Raw genomic sequence first — 18,379 nt, 5'->3', positions numbered from 1 at the left:
ATATTGGCACAAACATCCTGCATGATAAAAAAATAAATTTCAACAAATCACATGCCAACCTCACATCACATCAAAATTACCCATGCATACTAAATAACTTACGACATTTCATATTTAACATAGTGCCTGTTTTCCTTATAAATGAACATAATTATATTGTTGACATAGATTCTATCCATTAGCAGGATTCGACCTCGCCAGCACAATGACTACAGCCAATGCAACGGCACTTCTGATTTTTTAGTAAAGCGATTGAATATTTCCAAAACAGGAATATATTTTTTCCACTCCAGATATGTCATTAATTTACCAATGCCATATTTAAAGAGTTAGTTACTATAAAATTTAAGAACATCCCTATACAGTCATTGTATGAATTGGCTAAAACCAGTATCAAAAAAACAGTCGGTTAAAAAATACAACCTATCACCAAGGGGCTTTACGCTTTGTCTCTTGGCAATTGGTGATCAATTAGGAGCACTGGATTGAAACAAGTTACGTTTTCGCATCGTGAGCCGATTGGCTCCAGCACCTATCCCATGCCGAATGACCCAATAGACGTGGAGCGTACACTCGCTGCGTTGAATACGTCCTGTACAGGCAACAAACGCTCCACACTCTACATTCACATCCCATTTTGTGATCAGGTGTGCTCGTTCTGCGGATTTAACAAATCAGTCAGCCCCGAGGTGCTCAAAGCACAATATGTAGATGCGCTGATTGAAGAGATGCGTCTTTACAGCACGCTCGAACACGTACAGTCCCTGCAGGTAGGAGCAGTTTATTTGGGAGGAGGCACCCCCAATTGCCTTAGTCCAGAGCAGTTGGATCGTATCCTATCTCATTTACATCAATGGTTTCCATTAGACAAGGACGTGGAAATCACCTGTGAAGGAGTAATCCAAAATTTCACAGCCGAGCGTATCGCAGCACTGAAACAACATGGTGTGAACCGAGTCAGCGCAGGTATCCAGACGTTCAATCGGGCAATCCGCATAGAGCATTTGCACATGCGGCAGGGCAAGGAAGAACTGCTCGAAGGTATCGCCAACCTACGCGAGAACTTCACCAATTTCAACCTCGACTTCATCTACAACCTGCCCAAGCAAACGGATGAGATCTGGGCAGAAGACGTTGATCTGGCACTCTCCTCTGGCTCAACCCACTTGACTTTCTATCCACTAGTTCTATTGGAAAATACCGCTTTCTATTCGGATTATGTAAAGACCCAAAAGCACCAAGCCCCCTGCCAAGAACGTGAAATCACGCTGTTCGAATATACCTTGGATCGCATTAAGTCGAGTCGCTATACCAACCAGTATTCAGTGCGAGATTGGGCTATACCAGGGCATGACTGCCGTTACATTCGAATGAATGCAGAATCAAACAACATTATCGCACTGGGTGCTGGTGCACATGGGTACATTGCTGGGATTACGTATCGCAGTATCCGATCTATCAAAAACTACATCAGCGCAGTTCTTGAGGAGAAGCGATTACCCTATGAAGCTCAGTGCTTCAGCACAGAGGCTGAGCGGATGCAACGGTACATGGTGATGGGATTACGCCTGAAGCACTTGGATATGCGCCCTTTCAAAGAGCGCTTTGGCGTTGCGTTCACTGAAGTTTATGCCGACAAGATCGAAGACATGGTCGGGAATGGCTACATCAAGATCAATGGCGATCACCTTGAGTTCACTCATCAAGGTGACATTTGGGCAAATAATGTTCGCACTTACTTCGAAGGGAAAAAAGGCGTCACAGTTGGGTATGCCGACACCACCAGCATTGGGCAAGACGGCAAAACACATTATTCCACCATCACCCGCATCAAAGCCGCAGGTGATGTAGAGGCGAATGTTTGACAAGCTGGCGGAATGACGTGGGGAGCAATCCCCATTTCCTGATATCCCTTAGGGACAAGATGAATGAACAAGTCGGACTTGCAGTGCGACATTGCCATTGTTGGAGGCGGCATTACCGGGCTCTGTGCCGCCTACCGTATTCACGAGCTTCTACCTGAACACTCAATCCGAGTATTTGAACGAAACAGCATCGCCGGAGGGCGCATTTTTTCTGCGCCATTGAGCACCCATCCAGAGCAAGTAGACTTGGGTGCGGGGCGCTACAACGTTCGCCAACACACTCGCCTTCATAAGTTGATAGAAGACTTGGGCATTCGGTGTGTGCCATTCGATTATGACATTGCCCCTTTTCAGAATGGTTTGTTTGACCACACCAAAGCACAATTGCGGGAAATTTGTAACGGCCTACGTCTTTTTTTTGAATCCTGTGCACCAGAAGAACAAGAACGTTGGAGCTTCTGGGAAGGTGCAAATCGTCACCTTGGCAGTATCCAGAGTAATTTCATCATTACAGCTTCGGGTTATGACTCGTTGCGCAATCCCAAATTGCCCTTCAAGCATGGCATCGATATCTTATTTAACCACCCTGAAACGGGCTCTCTCGCTCGTGCCAACAGCGGAGAATGGATGACGCCACTGGAAGGCTTCCAGAGTGTACCAAATCGACTTGCCAGCAAACTCTCGCGGAGTTGTTCAATCGATTACCACCATACCTTACGCGCCATCCAGCCATTACCAGATACGCCGACTCGAAAGCTCCGCCTGCATTTTGACACACTGGCAGGTAACAAAACCGTGGATACCCGGCATGTCATTCATGCCAGCACTGTCCATGACTTTCTTCAAATAGATGGCTGCAATTTGAGCAAAGCCATCACCGAAAACATAGTTACCGTCCCATTGGTAAAAGGTTATGTGGAATACGAATCCCCGTGGTGGAAATCGACGAACATTGCTGGGCAATGTTTCACAAACCCATCGCCGTTCCGCAAAATCTATTTCCCCAGGGATGCCCCCTATTTGTTGATCTACGCAGATGGCGAGAATGCACTTAACCTTAAAGCGCTGATCACAAATCACAGTAATACGCTGGCGAAGTTCGAAGACACCATTCGTCACGCGGTCCCGTTTGACGTGTTCGGTGGACGACTACCACAACCAATCAAACAAGAATGGCGGTTTTGGGAGCGTGGTATCTGTTTCTGGGAAGGTGGGCTTAACTTGTTACCTGGTGATACTTGGTCATACGCACCCAACATTCATGTTTGTTCTGATCTGTTTACTGACCACGTTGGCTGGATTGAAGGTGGAATCGTCAGCGCAGAAGCAGCCGCGCAAAAAGTGGTTCGACTGTTGCAGTATGAAACCAACATGCGCATTGGTTCAACAGAAATCCTCGCCAATCTGACGAACTCGGTTCACTCCCTCCAATCGTCACTAACTGTCTCGCTTCCACGCGAATTAGTCGGCCCTACCGCCTAGAGAGATTGATATGTTTTATTCCCTATTTGCCAAACAAGCCACAATTCATCCAGACAAGATCGCTGTCGTATGCGATGGGAGTCATATAACCTATGGTGACATGTCATTATCCATTGAGACCGTAGCGAAAAACCTCAATTCAATAGGCATCAAATCGGGGGACTTGTGCTGTGTCTGTTTTGATAACAGCATTAATTACCTGATTCTCTACTATGCCATGGTCCGACTCGGCATCCGAATCATGCCGCTGACGACCACCATGGCACCGCACGAAATTGAGATGTTTTGCAGAGAATGCGAACCAAGTTACTTTATCGTTCATCCGCCATATCACGACAAGTTCTCAACGATCGCCTCCAGCCTGGGCGCAGGCATGCTGATCTCTGAACGGACCGAACCCCATAATCTGGCAAGCATTTTCCAGCGTCAAGTTCGCTCGACTGTTTCCTTACCAGACATGATCTGGAAAGACCAAGATTTGGTCATCCATTACAACACACCTAATTCTCCTGAAGCAGGTGAACGATTCAAAGGTGCTGTACAAACTCACGAAAGTCATGCGCATCGCATGCTGAATTGGGCCAAAGCAGCCAATATCACTCACGAAGATCGAACCTTATGCATGCATCCCATCATGCATGCATTTGGCTCCGAAATGTTCGCCTTCCCAGCTCTGTCAACGGGGCAAACACTCTACCTGATGACAGCAAGTGAAGTCACACCCGCTAATGTAGCCAAGGCAATTGCTGACAATCACATCACCTTATTCGGCGCACTACCCTGGTTTTATCAAGAACTTGCGAACTTACCACATGAATCCCGTGCAGATCTCTCTTCACTACGTGTAGCCATGTGTGCAGCCACGCCATTACCCATTGAAGTTGCCGAGCGGTTCTTTGAGCTTTATGGCAAACGGGTCAGTAATTCATATGGCCTTACCGAAACATCACTCATCGCGTCTAATCTGGACAATGGCAGTATGGATGACATGCTGACTGTGGGCCGAGCAATCCCTAATGTGGACGTTTGTATCCGCGACTGTGGTATTGGCATGCCAGATGTTGGTGAACTCTTGGTTCGCTCCAATGGCTTTTCAGTACGTTATTACTCAGCGGATGTGCCCCCTTTGTGGCGAGACGGCTGGATTCATACCGGTGATCTGGTTCGCCAGGAAATGGACAGTGGATTCTATGTTCTTGGACGCGTTACCCAGGTGATTACCACTGCTGATGGCAAGTTCCTGCCATTGGAGGTGGAAGAAGCCATTGGCCGTCATCCACACGTCAAAGAAGTCGCCGTGGTTCCCGTCGAGAGCGAAACCGGTGTTCAGGCTGCTGCGTTCATTGTGCCCAATGGCACCGTCACAGAAGACGATATCCGTCACTACGTTGAACAAACTCTATCGAAATATAAAGTACCTGCACACATCCGGTTCCGCGACAGTTTGCCCAAAAGTGCAACCGGCAAGATTTCTCGAGCGAAGCTACGCATCGAAGGGCATTCGTAATGAATCAGATGCTCAACGACCAAATTGTGTCACCGAGCCCCACTATGACATCCGATGGTTTAGCAACCCATCGGATGTTGGAACGAATCAGTAGTAGCTGGGGTCGACGAGCACAAGTCCGTCGTGGTGAAGCACACGAAAGTCACACTTTCGATCTGACTCGACCCGACTTCCTGGTGGAATTGTTACCATTCCAGTACCACCCTCGCTTCAAGCAATTAAACGAATCAGAACTGGGACAGATCCTCACCAGCGCTTGGCTTATCTACAACGCAAAAACACTGGATATCGAGAACTATGTCGTCTCACCACTTTGCGTAGATGCCATGACAGGCCACTATCCCGGAATCAGGGATCAACTTAGCCAGCAACTCATCTGTGAAACGATGGTGGATGAATCCTACCATGTCCTGTTAACCATTAACGCTTGTACCGTTACCCGCAGGATGAGGGACACGAAAATCACCATCCCCTGTTCCACATTGGTACAACGTATGCAAGCCTTTGCGGCTCAATATTCCGAGCCTTGGCAAAAACGACTCGTCCATTTTGCAACCTGTGTTGTGTCGGAAATATTCATTAGCGACCACCTACTCTTAATCTCGAGTTCAGATGTAGTACAACCATTGCATCAGCAGGTAGTGGATGCGCATCGACGAGATGAAGCCACACATCGCATGATCTTCCGTGAATTTGCCCAAAAGGTATATCGGGAACTTTCTCCAAGCCAACAACAGTTTTTTGCCACCATTCTCCCCAAACCAGTTCGCTGGTTTGCTGCACAGGATTTTGCATGCTGGCACTCCATCTTGTCTGAGCTTGGTATTCCTGACATCACGGATATGATTCATGACTGTCAAACGTACCACGCAACGCGCGTGGATGTGGATTACAGCGGTGTCATCGACTTGGCCAGAGAATTAGGTATCACCGATACACTTTCCGGTCGAGAGGCTTTCGGTAATGAAGGTTTACTAGATTGACGCACTTTCGACAGCCCTCAGCCACCTCAGGCCATTCAGCGCCCATACCCATCGAGACGCTTAAATGACTTACGACGAAGACTTTTTCATTTCAGGACTACCAGAACGTAGTGTCCTTTATATATCCGTTAACGTTGCGCCAGACCACCCGATGCGACCAGCTGTCGAGGTCACCGACCCAGTCCCGGATTTGGATCTGAATCGCATCATCCGTATTCTTGGATCGTCCAGTCGGCGGTACTTCGCAGCATCCGTCATAGACGGCACCCATCAGGCGCTTCCCGAGGACTTAACGGGTTTCCGCGGTGTTATTGTCGGCTGTTCTGCACATAGCGCCAATCTTGCAGCAAGTTCGCTTGCACCCTGGCAAGAACGCGTAATTGCATTTATCCAGCGTGCTGTCAAAGATTTTGGCCTTCCCTTTCTGGGAATTTGCGGTGGGGGACAACTCGGATTACACGCACTCGGAGGCGAGGTTGGCCCCAACCCAATCGGGGTTGGTTTCAATCCAGAACGTGAGCGCTCACTGGTGATCAGAACGACCAAAGTAGAACTGACTCAGGCAGGCTGCAACGACCCACTTTTTGAAGGTTGCCCACCACATTTTGGCATGACTGCCATCCATGCTGATTACCTGAAGAGCGCACCGCCAGATAAAGGGTTCGTGGTTCTTGCCAACAGCCAGGATATCCCCAATCAGGCTATTGGCTATGGCGATCGAGTGCGATTGCTCGGCTTGCACCCTGAAGTCGGTCGAGGTTTCTTGAATGACACGGCAGAGACTATTGTGAGCACAGGCGGATTCTCCCCACTTCCACGTGACGTGTTACGAGAAACCTTTGCCAACATCTGCCCAGACCCACAATCCAATTACCTAATCCTGAAAAACTTCCTCACTCATTTTTGCGCACGGGAATGGCCACACCAACATGGATAATCAGACCAATATGAGCATTGAGAACCGTGTATTTTCAGGAATGGGACCCACTGGACGGCTACATATTGGCCATTACCATGGTGCATTGAAGAACTGGTGCCACTTACAGCATCAACACACGTGTTTCTTCATGATTGCAGACATGGCCGCACTCACAACGCTCTATGACTCCATTGATGTAATTCAAAACAGCATCTGGGAAATGCTGGTGGACTGGCTGGCAGCAGGTGTTGATCCCGAAAAGGCAACCATTTTTATTCAATCACGTGTTCCAGCCCAAGTGGAGCTGGCATGGCTGCTGGGTATGAGCACACCCATTCCATGGCTTCAGGAAATCCCTGCATACAAAGAAAAGCTTGCAAAGTTACAAGGCAAAAATTTGCAGACGCTTGGCTTTCTTGCAGATCCAGTCATGCAAGCTGCTGACATTCTTGCTTACAAAGCCACACAAATCCCGGTTGGAGCCGATCAGGTAGAACATTTACGGGTAGCAGGCGAAATCGCGCATCGCTTCAATGCACTTTATGGACAACGCCATCCGCAAGGACCGCATGATATTCTGCCCCAGCCTCAGCCGTTACTGACTGAACAATCACAATTACCTGGATTGGACGGCGAAAAAATGTCCAAGTCCTATGGGAATGCAATATTTCTACGTAGTTCAGCTTCACTGATAGCCGAAAAGGTTCAGGGTATGGCTGTCGCCCGTGACAACGTACATGTTCCTGGCAATCCGAATGCATGCCCGGTATTCAAGTTTCATCGTGTCTACTCTCCACGCACGACCTGTGATTCAGTTGAGCATGCCTGCCGCTCTGGAAGGTTAAACTGCGGTGATTGCAAACAGCCATTAGTACAATCCATCACGGAGGAGCAAAATCCAATGCGAGAACGTGCCGAACCGTTTTTAGCGAAGCCCAGCTTGCTGAAGGACATCGTGGATGCTGGATGTGACAAAGCTCGCGCGATCGCTGAAACTACCCTCGTCGAAGTCAGGGAAATAATGGGATTAAGCTACCGAATGCCTCTAGAACTGCCCGAAGCCTTGTAGCCTGTTAACACCATTCAAAACAAAGGCCCCCTGATACAGCATGTTGATGGGGGCTCCACTTGTCATGCCATATTGGCATTAAGAAGGCGAAGTTGATTAGGCAATCATGAAAAGTAACTCAAACCCAACACCGACTTAACCTCAGTCACCGTATTGGCCGCCACTTCACGGGCACGATCGGTCCCATCTTTCAATACTTGAAGAATATAGCCACGGTCTTTTTCCAATTGCTGACGACGTTCACGAATCGGTGCAAGCAGTTCCTGTAAGCAGGACTCCAAACGCGCTTTGACAACACTATCGGCCAAGCCGCCACGCACATAGTGGTCCTTCATTTGAGCAAGACTTGCCTGATCTGGATCGAATGCATCTAGGTAGGTAAACGCCACGTTGCCTTCAAGGTGCCCTGGATCATCAATTCTCAGATGCAAGGGATCTGTATAGACCTTTTTAACTGCTGCCCGAATTTCTTCAGGTAATGCACCGAGATTAATGGTATTGCCGAGAGACTTGCTCATCTTTGCCTTGCCATCGATGCCCGGCAATCGACCAATTTCTGGTACCAATGCCTTTGCTTCAACCAACAACTCTCGACCAGCTATTCGGTTCAAACTCCTGACAATTTCATTCGTCTGTTCAATCATTGGTATCTGATCTTCACCGACGGGAACAAGTGCAGCCTTGAATGCAGTAATATCCGCAGCCTGGCTAGCAGGATAGGTCAGAAACCCGGCCGGAATGTCACGCTCAAAGCCACGTTGGCGTATTTCCTCTTTGACAGTAGGATTACGCTCCAATCGTGCGACCGTTACCAGATTCAGGAAATAAAAACTTAGTTCCGCGAGCTCTGGAAGCTGTGACTGAACGAATATGGTAGATAAGCTGGGATCAATCCCAACAGCCAGATAGTCGAGTGCAACCTCATACAAGTTGCGATGAATTTTTCCTACGTCATGCATATTGTCAGTCAACGCCTGACTATCAGCCAGCATGATGAATTGACGATATTCACCTTGATACTTAACCCTATTACGTAAACTGCCTACAAAATGGCCAAGGTGCAGCGGCCCTGTCGGACGGTCTCCGGTCAAAATTGTGGAGGTAATTCTGGACATTCTTTCTTATCTGCCTTGTTGAAGATCTATGTAGTGTTGAGCAATGTGATCATTTGCTATAGATTACAATTTACGCATTCAATCAATTAACATTCGATATCATGAAATGCAAACCAATCATAACAACTAGCGCACGGTTACAAAACCCTCACGTTAAATTTCATCGATGCACTTCTGCCGTCACCTAGCCACCCCTATAGAGAACAGGTAGCGCGAGAGCATGGCAAGCCGCGCCCAGCCAGTATCTTCAATCAAGCAAAGCTCATTCAGCCTCCAGACAGACGTGATCTATTAACTATTTTCGAATGTCAAAATATCTATAAATGTTGTGATATAAATATCCTGCCACACATCGAAAATAACGATAATAATATCAACCGATACTATTTAGCACCATCAAGCATTTTGCCCTGTCGGGCTGCAAAGCATTTTGCGAGCTAGCAGACCATATGTCCTTTTTCAGGTACCAATAGTATCGGCATCCTCAGCCATACATTTCGCCTTTTATATGAAATTGACTATTCTTCAGTACCAATGATCAGAATTTACTCTTATCGCCACTGGCATTACAGCAATATCAACTTCACATCAATGTTGCCGCGGGTTGCATTCGAATAGGGACAAACAATATGCGCTTTCTCGACCAGCGATTCCGCATCAGCCCGGGCCATTCCTGGAAGTGAAATCTTCAATTCCACTTCAATACCAAAGCCATTAGAAATCGGACCAATTCCGACCACACCTTCGATGGATACATCTGCCGGCAAAGTGATCTTGTTACGCGCCGCGACCAGTTTCATTGCACCAATAAAGCACGCCGAATAGCCAGCAGCAAACAGTTGTTCAGGGTTAGTACCCTCGCCACCAGCACCACCCAATTCACGTGGTGTGGTGAGTTTGACATCCAGAGCGTTATCCGAGGATACCGCGCGGCCATCGCGGCCACCAGTTGCTTTAGCCGTTGCACGGTACAGTACTTTTTCGATCGACATGATTTATCTCCAAATAGTTGATCAATATAGGCGGATATCCACCTTAACAAAATAGCTAGCTATTAAATAGCGCACTATATAATAATTTGCAAAAAGTGCGTATGCCGTCACACCACGCACCTCAAGCAATGGCACTTCACTTCTCATCTTCTGCGTGACGCATCAACTTGTCTCGCAACTGCTCTAATTCGTGTTTGATCTGCAACAGTGTCTCTGGTTCACACTCAGCGGCACACATTACCTCATTCGGTACGGCTTTGGCCCGTTGCTTCAAAGCTTGACCTGCCGTGGTCAGGGTCACAATTACCTGTCTCTCGTCGTTGGCATCACGTACCCGATTCACCAACCCCGATGCTTCCATACGTTTCAGCAGTGGTGTCAGTGTTGCCGAATCCAGAAACAAGTGTTCGCCAATGTCCCGTACCGTCAATGCATCTTGCTCCCACAGTACCATCATTACCAAATACTGCGGGTAAGTCAGATCAAGCTGACGCAACAGCTTGCGATAGACCTTGTTCATGGCCAGCGATGTGGAATACAGCGCAAAGCACAGCTGCTGGTCCAGCAATAACGAAGTAACGGGTTGGTTAGCCATCGGAAGGTCGTTTCGTTGCCATAGGTTGAATATTACATAGCACACTACTTAATAGCAAGTTAATTTTCAAAAAATCTCACGCTTGCCACATCAACTCAAGGCTGATTGGGCTCATCAGCCAATATCAGCTGCATGAACACAAGATCCAGCCAGCGATCAAATTTGTAGCCCACTTGCGGGCAACGACCCGTGGCCACAAAACCCAGGCGTTCGTGAAAACGGATCGAACCCAGATTATCTGCATCCACCGCGCCGATCATCACGTGCTTCCCCATTGCACGAGCCAATGGCAACAAAGCCTGGACCAATTGCAATCCAATACCTTTCCCACGCTGATCAGCTCGGACATGCACCGAATGCTCGACAGTAAACCGATAGCCCCAACGGGTGCGCCACTCGCCAAAGGTAGAAAAGCCCAAGACGTCGCCGTCCTGTTCGGCAACCAGGATTGGATAACTCTGTCCTATCCGAGTATTGAACCACGTCTGACGCGCTTCCAGCGTGGTGGGCTCGTCTTCGTAGATTGCGGTGGTGTTCAGCACCACTTCGTTATAGATATCACAGATGGCTGATACATCGTCCAAACGGGCCGGGCGGATTTGCATGGGGCACTCCTTCGTTTATACTCCCAACATCATAAATTTTAGTGGACGTTTGTCAATAATAATGGACGACATTACGCCATACATTGCGCAACGCATTCGTAGCGAACGCGAGGCCAGAGGTTGGTCTTTGGGGGACCTGGCAGAACGGTCCGGTGTTGCCAAAGCCACCATCAGCAAAATCGAACGCGGCGAAGCCAGCCCAACGGCCACCGTACTGGGTCGCCTGTCCGGGGGCTTGGGCTTGTCACTGTCCACATTACTTGCGCGTGCGGAAGCTGGCTTGAATCGGGTCAGGCGTAAAGCAGAACAAGATATCTGGCAAGATCCCGAAACGGGATACATCCGGCAGCAAGTCTGGCCTGCGGACGAAGGGCCATTGGAACTGGTAGAAGTGGCACTGCCGGCGGGTACCACGGTGGCCTATCCGGCATCAGCTTATGCTTTCAGCGCCAGATTGATCTGGATGCTGGATGGCGAATTGAGTTTTCAGGAGGGATCGGTCACGCACCAATTACAAGCGGGTGACTGCCTGCGGCTGGGACCACCCAGCGACTGCTGCTACATCAATCAAAGCAACGAAGCCTGCCGCTATGCGGTGGTACTCTCGCACAGCCGACGGGCTTGAAAAGCCAACCTCGGTGGCAGGCCGTAAGATGCGCCCTATTCCTTCGCTTCAGTCAGGTGTGCGCTCAGTGCTTTTGTTGATGCCAGCTTGCAACCTGCCTCTACCAAACGCCGATTGGTCACGTCGATCAACTCGGCAGCTGGACGATTTTCGTTCGGCCAAGTGCTATGCGCATCCTGCGCGACATGTACGTCAAATCCTCCAGCCAGGGCCGCATTGGCTGTGTTGGATACACAGAAATCGCTTTGCAGCCCGCAAAGAATCACCGTACGAACCGACAGGTCTGTCAGCACCGCTGACAGGTTGGTGTTCTCAAACGCGCTGGATGCCTGCTTTTTGATCACCTGATCCTGAGAAGACCGCTGCAAGGCAGGATGAAGCCGCCATTGTGGCACACCTTCCGAAAACAACTCTCCAGGGCCTTCACAATGTTGAACGAAGATGACCGGTCTGGCAGCAGCTCTAGCCGCCTCAATCAATGCCACCGTGTGGTTGATCAACTGATCAGCCTGATGGATCGGCTCGATCAACTCGCCATCAAAGGCACCTTGCTGCATATCAATGACAATCAAAGCGGCATCATGCATGGTCGTGTTATTTGAAAAGAAGAGGAGAAATAAGGATGGACGCCATATGATGCATTAAAACGCCAATTGCGTGGAAAGATACCACCCTCGCTGATTAGGCTTGTCTGCAACATTGCCCAATCTAGCGCGGGCGACCGTAAACGAAATCTGCTTACTGGGCCACCAGGAAATGAACCCATCGCTATAAGCATCTTCTTCATAGACTGACAGATTATTAGGTTTGCGCCGGTATTCACCCCCTACAGCCAACTGATCAGTCAACAAGACCGCCATGCTGACTTCAGGCAACCACTGCATGCGATCACGCCGGTCGCCACCGAATCCCAGAATACCCATCTGATTGGCACGCGTGCCGCGAAGCGTGACATTCCACAGCCAATTGCGCCCAAACAGCCCTGCCAGATGCACCTTGGTCGCCGCCAAATAGACATCCAGTCCATGATCATGTTTGGCACCCAGTGCTTTAGGAATCAGCTGGAAATCACGATTGCGCTTATGCTGCACACCCAATGCCAGTTGCGGCCACCAACGATCCTGATCGTAGATGGCATCACCCAGCAACCGCAGCTTGAAACCAACAATATCCTGCCGGATCACCTCACCTGGCACTGTGTCACCAGCACCAAAGCGCTGTCGTGCTATGCTCAGTTCCAGCCGGTCGCTGGCCGCCAACGCCAACCCAATGCTTTGCAGATTGAAGTCATCAATCGCAATATCGGTACGAAAAGCTGTTCCTCCCCATTCACCGTGCGCCGCATAACCTGTTATCACCGCCCAGGGTACGATCCCACCGCCACCCGCACCTTCCAGTTGAGTCGCCCCACCTGTCGCAATCAGACGACTGCCTGGGTCCATTCTCAGTGATACCGACAAGTCATTGGCACTGGCCTGTACAACATTCAACGCCATTGGCACACACGTGATTACTTTCGCTATCACCATGCTGCTGCGTCGATGACGGCTTATTACAGACATTGGGTGCGACCTTTCAGTTAGCAATTGAGGTGTGTACTAAGCTTAGGAAAGCCATTTGTAATAGGAAAGCTGCTGCCATGCTCAAACCTGCCTTGTTGCTCTGCTTCGCCATCTGGCCATGTTCACAGGTCGTAATGAGCGAACCCACCCTATACGAGCGTCTGGGTGGCGAAGAAGGTGTTGCTGCCATTGCCCACGGTGTGGTTGAACAAGGCAAACGGGACCCAAAGACAGCCAAGCATTTCGACAAATTCAATCAGTCACGCACCGAAAAGCTGATCGCACAGCAGCTTTGTTCGCTGACGCACGGGGGCTGTGTATATGAAGGCGAAAACATGCGGGTAGCCCACGCCGGGTTGAATATTCGCGAGCCCGCGTTCTATGCAACAGTCCAGCATTTACGAAATGTGCTGGATGAACGCGGTGTTGGGGATAGCGCCAAAAATCAGCTACTCAGGATTCTGGCGCCAATGAAGCGGCAGATTGTTCAAACGGGCGCTGCACCAGCACCCGCCACCAATCCAAAAGCCGATTGACTTAACCTTCCTTCAGCCAGCGGGCGACATCCAAGGCAAAATAAGTCAGGATGCCATCTGCACCGGCACGCTTGAAAGCCAATAACGATTCCAGCACACAGTCGCGTTCCTTCAGCCAGCCATTCTGGAAAGCCGCCTTCAACATTGCGTATTCACCTGACACCTGATACACAAAGGTCGGTGCACCAAACTCATCTTTCACACGGCGAACTATATCCAGGTAAGGCAAGCCCGGTTTGACCATCACCATGTCCGCCCCTTCCCCAAGATCTCTGGCCACCTCATGCAAGGCTTCGTTGGTATTGGCCGGGTCCATCTGATAGGTGAACTTGTTGCCCTTGCCCAGATTGCCGGCAGAACCCAGTGCTTCACGGAACGGGCCATAGAAGGCAGAAGCATATTTGGCGGAATAAGCCATGATACGCGTATGAATGTGCCCATCTGCCTCCAGCGCCTCGCGCAGACTGGCGATGCGACCGTCCATCATGTCGGAAGGTGCTACCACATCAGCACCCGCTGCAGCATGTGACAGGGCCTGCTTGGTCAAAATGGCGACCGTTTCATCATTCAGCACATAGCCGTTGCCATCAATCACCCCGTCCTGTCCATGGCTGGTATATGGGTCCAACGCAATATCGGTAATCACCCCCAGCTCCGGGAAACGTTCCTTCAATGCCTCCACCGTGCGCGGGATCAGGCCATCAGGGTTATACGCCTCTTTGGCATCCAGTGACTTCAGCTGGGGATCGATCACCGGGAACAAGGCCAATGCAGGCACACCCAGCGCCACTGCCTGCTCAGCTGTCTGCAACAACTTGTCGATGGATTGGCGTGCGACACCAGGCATGGAGGATACCGGCTCGACCCGATTGCTGCCATCCAACACGAACATCGGATAGATCAAGTCATCCACGGTCAGCGTGTGCTCTCGCATCAGACGGCGAGAGAAATCATCCCGACGCATGCGGCGGGACCGGGCCAGTGGGAATTTACCGTGAAAATTCATGACGCTACCTCGATTGATTATCAGGATTGCCAGGAACGCTATACACAAGCCAGCAAGGAGAGCCAAGCATGCGTTATAACGCTTTATAAGGTGCAGAGTGTGCTATGCTGCCGCGCTCACGTTGGAGAGCATTATGTCGCAAAAACCCACCCACCAATTCTTTGCCCCCTGCCCTCGCGGACTGGAAGCCCCACTAGCCCAGGAACTGACCGAGCTGGGTGCCGGCGGGATCAAAGCGGTCGACGGCGGAGTGCATTTTAACGGTGACTGGCTGACCGGCGCAAAAGTGAATCTGTGGAGTCGCCTGGCCAGCCGCGTACTGTGGCGTGTAGCCGATGGCCAATACCGTACTGAACAGGATATTTATTCATTGGCGCGCGATACCGAATGGCATTGGCTGTTCAAGGTCACACACACCATTCGCATCAATGTCTCTGCACACAAAAGCCCATTGCGCAGCCTGGAGTTCGTCACACTGAAAATCAAGGATGCCATCTGCGACCGCTTCCGCGATGAATGCGGCGAACGTCCCAATATCGACAAGGTCTCCCCGGATGTCGGCATTCACTGTTTTCTGGACATGAATCGCTGCAGCATCTATGTCGATTTTTCTGGCGAACCTTTATTCAAACGAGGCTGGCGTGCCGCCACCAATGAGGCGCCGCTGCGCGAGAATCTCGCCGCAGGCATCTTGCGCCTGGCAGGTTGGACACCTGGCACCGCCCTCTATGACCCCATGTGTGGCAGCGGTACATTCCTGATTGAAGCGGCCATGATGTCACTGAATATTGCCCCAGGTTTAAACCGTCACTTCGCCTTGGAGAAACTCAACACCTTCAACCGCGTGAAGTGGCAAGCCCTGCTGGATGAAGCCCAAGCTGCCCGCAAACCTGCCACTCCCTTGCCGATCTGGGGCAGTGATAAATTTGGTGATGCATTGAAGGCGGCCAGAACCAATCTGGAGCAAAACGGCCTGACCGACTGTATTCAGCTCAAGCAGATGGACGTGGTAGATGCCTCCGCCCCAGCCGAATCCGGTGTGATGGTATGTAACCCGCCCTATGGGGTGCGACTGGATGAGGAAGAGCGGCTGGCAGCACTCTACCCATTGCTGGGTGACGTACTGAAACGCAAGTTTGCGGGCTGGAATTGCTATTTCCTGACTGGCGACCCACGTTTGGCCAAGCTGATCCGCTTGTCGACCACCAAACGAACAGTGCTGTTCAATGGGGCGCTGGAATGCCGTTTGTTTGAATACAAGATGCGGGCTGGTAGTAATCGTAAAGACACGCCGGAAACCTAAGCCCACCTGCAACTGACGACACAAGGCCGGCAATATTGCCGGCCTTGTGCTTTTTCATGCTCAAAGAAGCTCCACCACCCACTGTACCTTACTGTTTGCGCCGTGATGACTCAGCAGCACCGTTGGGCACATCCCATGGGCAGGGTACGTCATCGGGCCACTTGGGGATCGAGCATTGATCCGGCCCCGGAATCGGTGTCGGGTCTGGATCAAGCATCGGCACAGGGCAAGGCCAGCGTGGATCGTCGGGCCAACCTGGTACTGGGCATTTGCCCGGTCCAGGGGTCGGTGTTGGTATCGGATCCGGATCAGGGATAGGCACCGGGCAAGACCAGTCATCCGACCACACCTGAATTGGGACACTTGCCTGGCCCAGGCGTTGGCGTTGGCGTTGGCGTTGGCGTTGGCGTTGGCGTTGGCGTTGGCGTTGTGCCCGAGCAGCTTACCCCCACTTTGTTGAATGCGGCTTCCACATCACCTTTGTTATAACTTCGGGTTTCAGCAGCCTTGACCACACCACACGCGCCCTGATTGAAGTCCGTATTGGCATTCCAGTAATTGCTGTTGGCATCGTAGAACACCTCAAAGGCCTTGCGAATACCCCAGTTCGGGCTGGAAGCCAGCAGGTAAAATGCTTTGTCGAACCGTCAGCCGTATCTGCGATCGGCTACGAAAGGGTTGGTTGCACGCTCTTCACCAATCGTCGACATGGGGCCATGTCCTGGCACAAAGCGAACGTCGTCACCCAAACTCCACAACTGCGTACGAATACTATTGAGCAACTGTTGGTGATTGCCACCCGGAAAATCCGTACGCCCGATCGAACCGGCAAACAGCACATCACCCACAAATGCAATACGCTCAGTTGGTTCAAACAAGATCACGTGGCCAGGTGTGTGGCCAGGACAGTGCCGCACCTCCAACCGCAACTTACCCAGCTCCACTACATCACCTTGATGCAACCAGCGATCAGGCGTGAAAACTGCGGTATCGCCAAAACCAAACATGGCCGCCTGTTGTGGCAACCCATCGATCCAGTACTGATCTGCCACATGCGGGCCTTCTATCGGCAGGTTCAAGCGCTTGGCCAACGCCGCCGTGCCACCCACATGATCAAGGTGACCATGGGTAAGAATGATTTTGGTGAGTTTGACACCTTCTTTTTCAACAGCGCCCAGCAAACGATCAATATCACCCCCCGGGTCAATCAATGCGGCTTCACGGGTTTCACTACACCACAACAAGCTGCAGTTTTGCTGAAAAGGCGTGACAGGAATGATACGAAACGGCATGAAACACACTCGAATGGATCTGGATGCCAAAGTTTAGCATGGGGCAAGCAACATCAAGCGAGTCATCGTGGCTGGCTTGAGTTGGGGAAGGTGGCTCGCCACAGCCGCTGCAGGCGACCGCTTTTCTCCAGATTCTGGATACCGTCGTCCAGCAGATTCATCAACGCCTTACCTTGCGGATACCCGCGAGAAATCAGAAAGTGGAACGGTGTGGGTTCCATACCTGGCACTGGCGCACTTGCTAGTTCCGGGTCGCTGAAATAATCGATTCCGACGGCTTTGAACCCTTCCATGACTTCGATTTTCTCAAAAAACACGTCACAACTTCTGAGATGCAAACGTTTGATTACCGTCTGGAAGTTGCCCGCATCCTGATCCATCGTACCGGCCGGGTAGCCATAATGCTCATAATTGTACCCACGGATGCCACATACCTTGAATTGGCGGATCTGTTCCAGAGTATCGACTTTCAATCCTTCCGGAAACCGGCGCAGTGAGTAGAAGTAATGGCTGGTCAGCCAATAATAAGGGCGTGTGACCCAATAGTCGCGTGCACGTTCGGTACTGTTGCTGACGTTTTGCAATAATTGATAGTTGCGCCCCAGCTTGGCCTCGGCAAGGCAACGTGACCAAGGCAGCAACTTCACTTCAAAACGAATTTTGGCCTTATCCAATATGGCATGCAGGACATCAATCGAATAACCGGCAAGCTGCTGGGTACGTTCACCATTGGCATCGCGCACCGCATAGGTAAATGGCGGCCACTCCTGTGAGTCGTCACATATCTTGAGCGTTGTACCGGCGGACAGTTCACCGCCATACGCCACGCTGCTTGCAACCAACAAGCACCACCAACTGTGGGGGGATGGGCGGATACACTGCGTGTCCATATCCACATATACCAACTGAAAACATTCTTCAGT

Annotated in this window: 19 protein-coding genes and 1 pseudogene; 10 read left to right on the top strand and 10 right to left on the bottom strand. The window is 50.6% G+C overall.

Annotated features, from left to right (window positions below; translation table 11 throughout):
* Positions 1-539: 539 nt before the first annotated feature.
* The 6 genes from hemW (at position 540) to trpS (FFS57_RS19985) (ending at position 7,825) form a co-directional block, all read left to right on the top strand.
* The gene (gene hemW, locus FFS57_RS20010; protein ID WP_137939595.1) at positions 540-1,865 is read left to right on the top strand and encodes a radical SAM family heme chaperone HemW; all 1,326 of its coding nucleotides are present in this window, start codon (positions 540-542) and stop codon (positions 1,863-1,865) included.
* Between the two features lie 63 nt (positions 1,866-1,928).
* The gene (locus tag FFS57_RS20005; RefSeq protein ID WP_137939594.1) at positions 1,929-3,347 is read left to right on the top strand and encodes a flavin monoamine oxidase family protein; all 1,419 of its coding nucleotides are present in this window, start codon (positions 1,929-1,931) and stop codon (positions 3,345-3,347) included.
* A gap of 10 nt (positions 3,348-3,357) precedes the next feature.
* Entirely contained in the window at positions 3,358-4,854 is a 1,497-nt protein-coding gene (locus tag FFS57_RS20000) for a class I adenylate-forming enzyme family protein (RefSeq protein WP_137939593.1), read from the top strand.
* On the top strand, positions 4,854-5,837 hold the full coding sequence (locus tag FFS57_RS19995) for a diiron oxygenase (RefSeq protein ID WP_137939592.1): 984 nt from the start codon (positions 4,854-4,856) through the stop codon (positions 5,835-5,837). Before FFS57_RS20000 ends, FFS57_RS19995 begins: the two co-directional genes overlap by 1 nt.
* A 64-nt stretch (positions 5,838-5,901) precedes the next feature.
* Positions 5,902-6,774, top strand: coding sequence for a type 1 glutamine amidotransferase (locus FFS57_RS19990; RefSeq protein ID WP_137939591.1), 873 nt, complete (start codon positions 5,902-5,904; stop codon positions 6,772-6,774).
* Positions 6,767-7,825 (top strand): tryptophan--tRNA ligase, encoded by a 1,059-nt coding sequence (gene trpS / locus FFS57_RS19985; protein WP_249384083.1) that lies wholly within the window; start codon positions 6,767-6,769, stop codon positions 7,823-7,825. Before FFS57_RS19990 ends, trpS (FFS57_RS19985) begins: the two co-directional genes overlap by 8 nt.
* Before the next feature lie 104 nt (positions 7,826-7,929).
* On the opposite strand, the gene trpS (FFS57_RS19980) is transcribed toward trpS (FFS57_RS19985), so the two are convergent.
* From trpS (FFS57_RS19980) to FFS57_RS19965, 4 genes are all read right to left on the bottom strand, one after another.
* A complete protein-coding gene (trpS, locus tag FFS57_RS19980; RefSeq protein WP_137939590.1) occupies positions 7,930-8,940 on the bottom strand; it encodes a tryptophan--tRNA ligase in 1,011 nt (336 codons plus the stop codon).
* 566 nt (positions 8,941-9,506) lie between these two features.
* Complete coding sequence (locus FFS57_RS19975; protein WP_137939589.1) at positions 9,507-9,932, bottom strand: organic hydroperoxide resistance protein; 426 nt, start codon at positions 9,930-9,932, stop codon at positions 9,507-9,509.
* A 136-nt stretch (positions 9,933-10,068) separates the two neighbouring features.
* A complete protein-coding gene (locus tag FFS57_RS19970; RefSeq protein WP_137939588.1) occupies positions 10,069-10,527 on the bottom strand; it encodes a MarR family winged helix-turn-helix transcriptional regulator in 459 nt (152 codons plus the stop codon).
* A 95-nt stretch (positions 10,528-10,622) separates the two neighbouring features.
* On the bottom strand, positions 10,623-11,132 hold the full coding sequence (locus tag FFS57_RS19965) for a GNAT family N-acetyltransferase (protein WP_137939587.1): 510 nt from the start codon (positions 11,130-11,132) through the stop codon (positions 10,623-10,625).
* 49 nt (positions 11,133-11,181) lie between these two features.
* Here FFS57_RS19965 and FFS57_RS19960 point away from each other — a divergent pair, with 49 nt between their 5' ends.
* A complete protein-coding gene (locus FFS57_RS19960) occupies positions 11,182-11,757 on the top strand; it encodes a helix-turn-helix domain-containing protein (RefSeq protein WP_171014092.1) in 576 nt (191 codons plus the stop codon).
* Positions 11,758-11,792: 35 nt separating this feature from the next.
* Here FFS57_RS19960 and FFS57_RS19955 read toward each other — a convergent pair whose 3' ends face one another.
* The gene (locus FFS57_RS19955) at positions 11,793-12,344 is read right to left on the bottom strand and encodes an isochorismatase family protein (RefSeq protein WP_137939585.1); all 552 of its coding nucleotides are present in this window, start codon (positions 12,342-12,344) and stop codon (positions 11,793-11,795) included.
* A 54-nt stretch (positions 12,345-12,398) separates the two neighbouring features.
* Positions 12,399-13,253, bottom strand: a complete 855-nt coding sequence (locus tag FFS57_RS19950) for a DUF3034 family protein (protein ID WP_249384082.1) — start codon at positions 13,251-13,253, stop codon at positions 12,399-12,401.
* Positions 13,254-13,396: 143 nt separating this feature from the next.
* On the opposite strand from FFS57_RS19950, the gene FFS57_RS19945 reads away from it, so the two are divergent.
* Positions 13,397-13,855, top strand: a complete 459-nt coding sequence (locus FFS57_RS19945; protein ID WP_137939584.1) for a group I truncated hemoglobin — start codon at positions 13,397-13,399, stop codon at positions 13,853-13,855.
* Between the two features lies 1 nt (position 13,856).
* On the opposite strand, the gene hemB is transcribed toward FFS57_RS19945, so the two are convergent.
* Entirely contained in the window at positions 13,857-14,861 is a 1,005-nt protein-coding gene (gene hemB, locus FFS57_RS19940; protein ID WP_137939583.1) for a porphobilinogen synthase, read from the bottom strand.
* A 133-nt stretch (positions 14,862-14,994) separates the two neighbouring features.
* Between hemB and FFS57_RS19935 the strand changes: the two genes are divergently transcribed.
* Both FFS57_RS19935 and FFS57_RS19930 read left to right on the top strand, forming a co-directional pair.
* Positions 14,995-16,164 (top strand): THUMP domain-containing class I SAM-dependent RNA methyltransferase, encoded by a 1,170-nt coding sequence (locus tag FFS57_RS19935; RefSeq protein ID WP_137939582.1) that lies wholly within the window; start codon positions 14,995-14,997, stop codon positions 16,162-16,164.
* Between the two features lie 105 nt (positions 16,165-16,269).
* Positions 16,270-16,482 carry a hypothetical protein gene (locus FFS57_RS19930; RefSeq protein WP_137939581.1) on the top strand — a complete coding sequence of 71 codons (213 nt, stop codon included), beginning with the start codon at positions 16,270-16,272 and terminating at the stop codon, positions 16,480-16,482.
* A gap of 17 nt (positions 16,483-16,499) precedes the next feature.
* Here FFS57_RS19930 and FFS57_RS19925 read toward each other — a convergent pair.
* From FFS57_RS19925 to FFS57_RS19915, 3 genes and pseudogenes are all read right to left on the bottom strand, one after another.
* Positions 16,500-16,808: pseudogene (locus tag FFS57_RS19925) on the bottom strand (M4 family metallopeptidase); the annotation flags it as partial.
* Between the two features lie 3 nt (positions 16,809-16,811).
* Positions 16,812-17,456: an MBL fold metallo-hydrolase gene (locus FFS57_RS19920; protein ID WP_137939579.1), complete on the bottom strand. Its 645-nt coding sequence runs from the start codon at positions 17,454-17,456 to the stop codon at positions 16,812-16,814.
* A gap of 62 nt (positions 17,457-17,518) precedes the next feature.
* Positions 17,519-18,298, bottom strand: a complete 780-nt coding sequence (locus FFS57_RS19915; protein ID WP_171014091.1) for a substrate-binding periplasmic protein — start codon at positions 18,296-18,298, stop codon at positions 17,519-17,521.
* Positions 18,299-18,379: the final 81 nt, after the last annotated feature.

Origin of the sequence: Chitinivorax sp. B, from assembly GCF_005503445.1 — a bacterium.
Lineage (GTDB): Bacteria > Pseudomonadota > Gammaproteobacteria > Burkholderiales > SCOH01 > Chitinivorax.
This window is presented reverse-complemented; position numbering and strand designations above follow the sequence as displayed.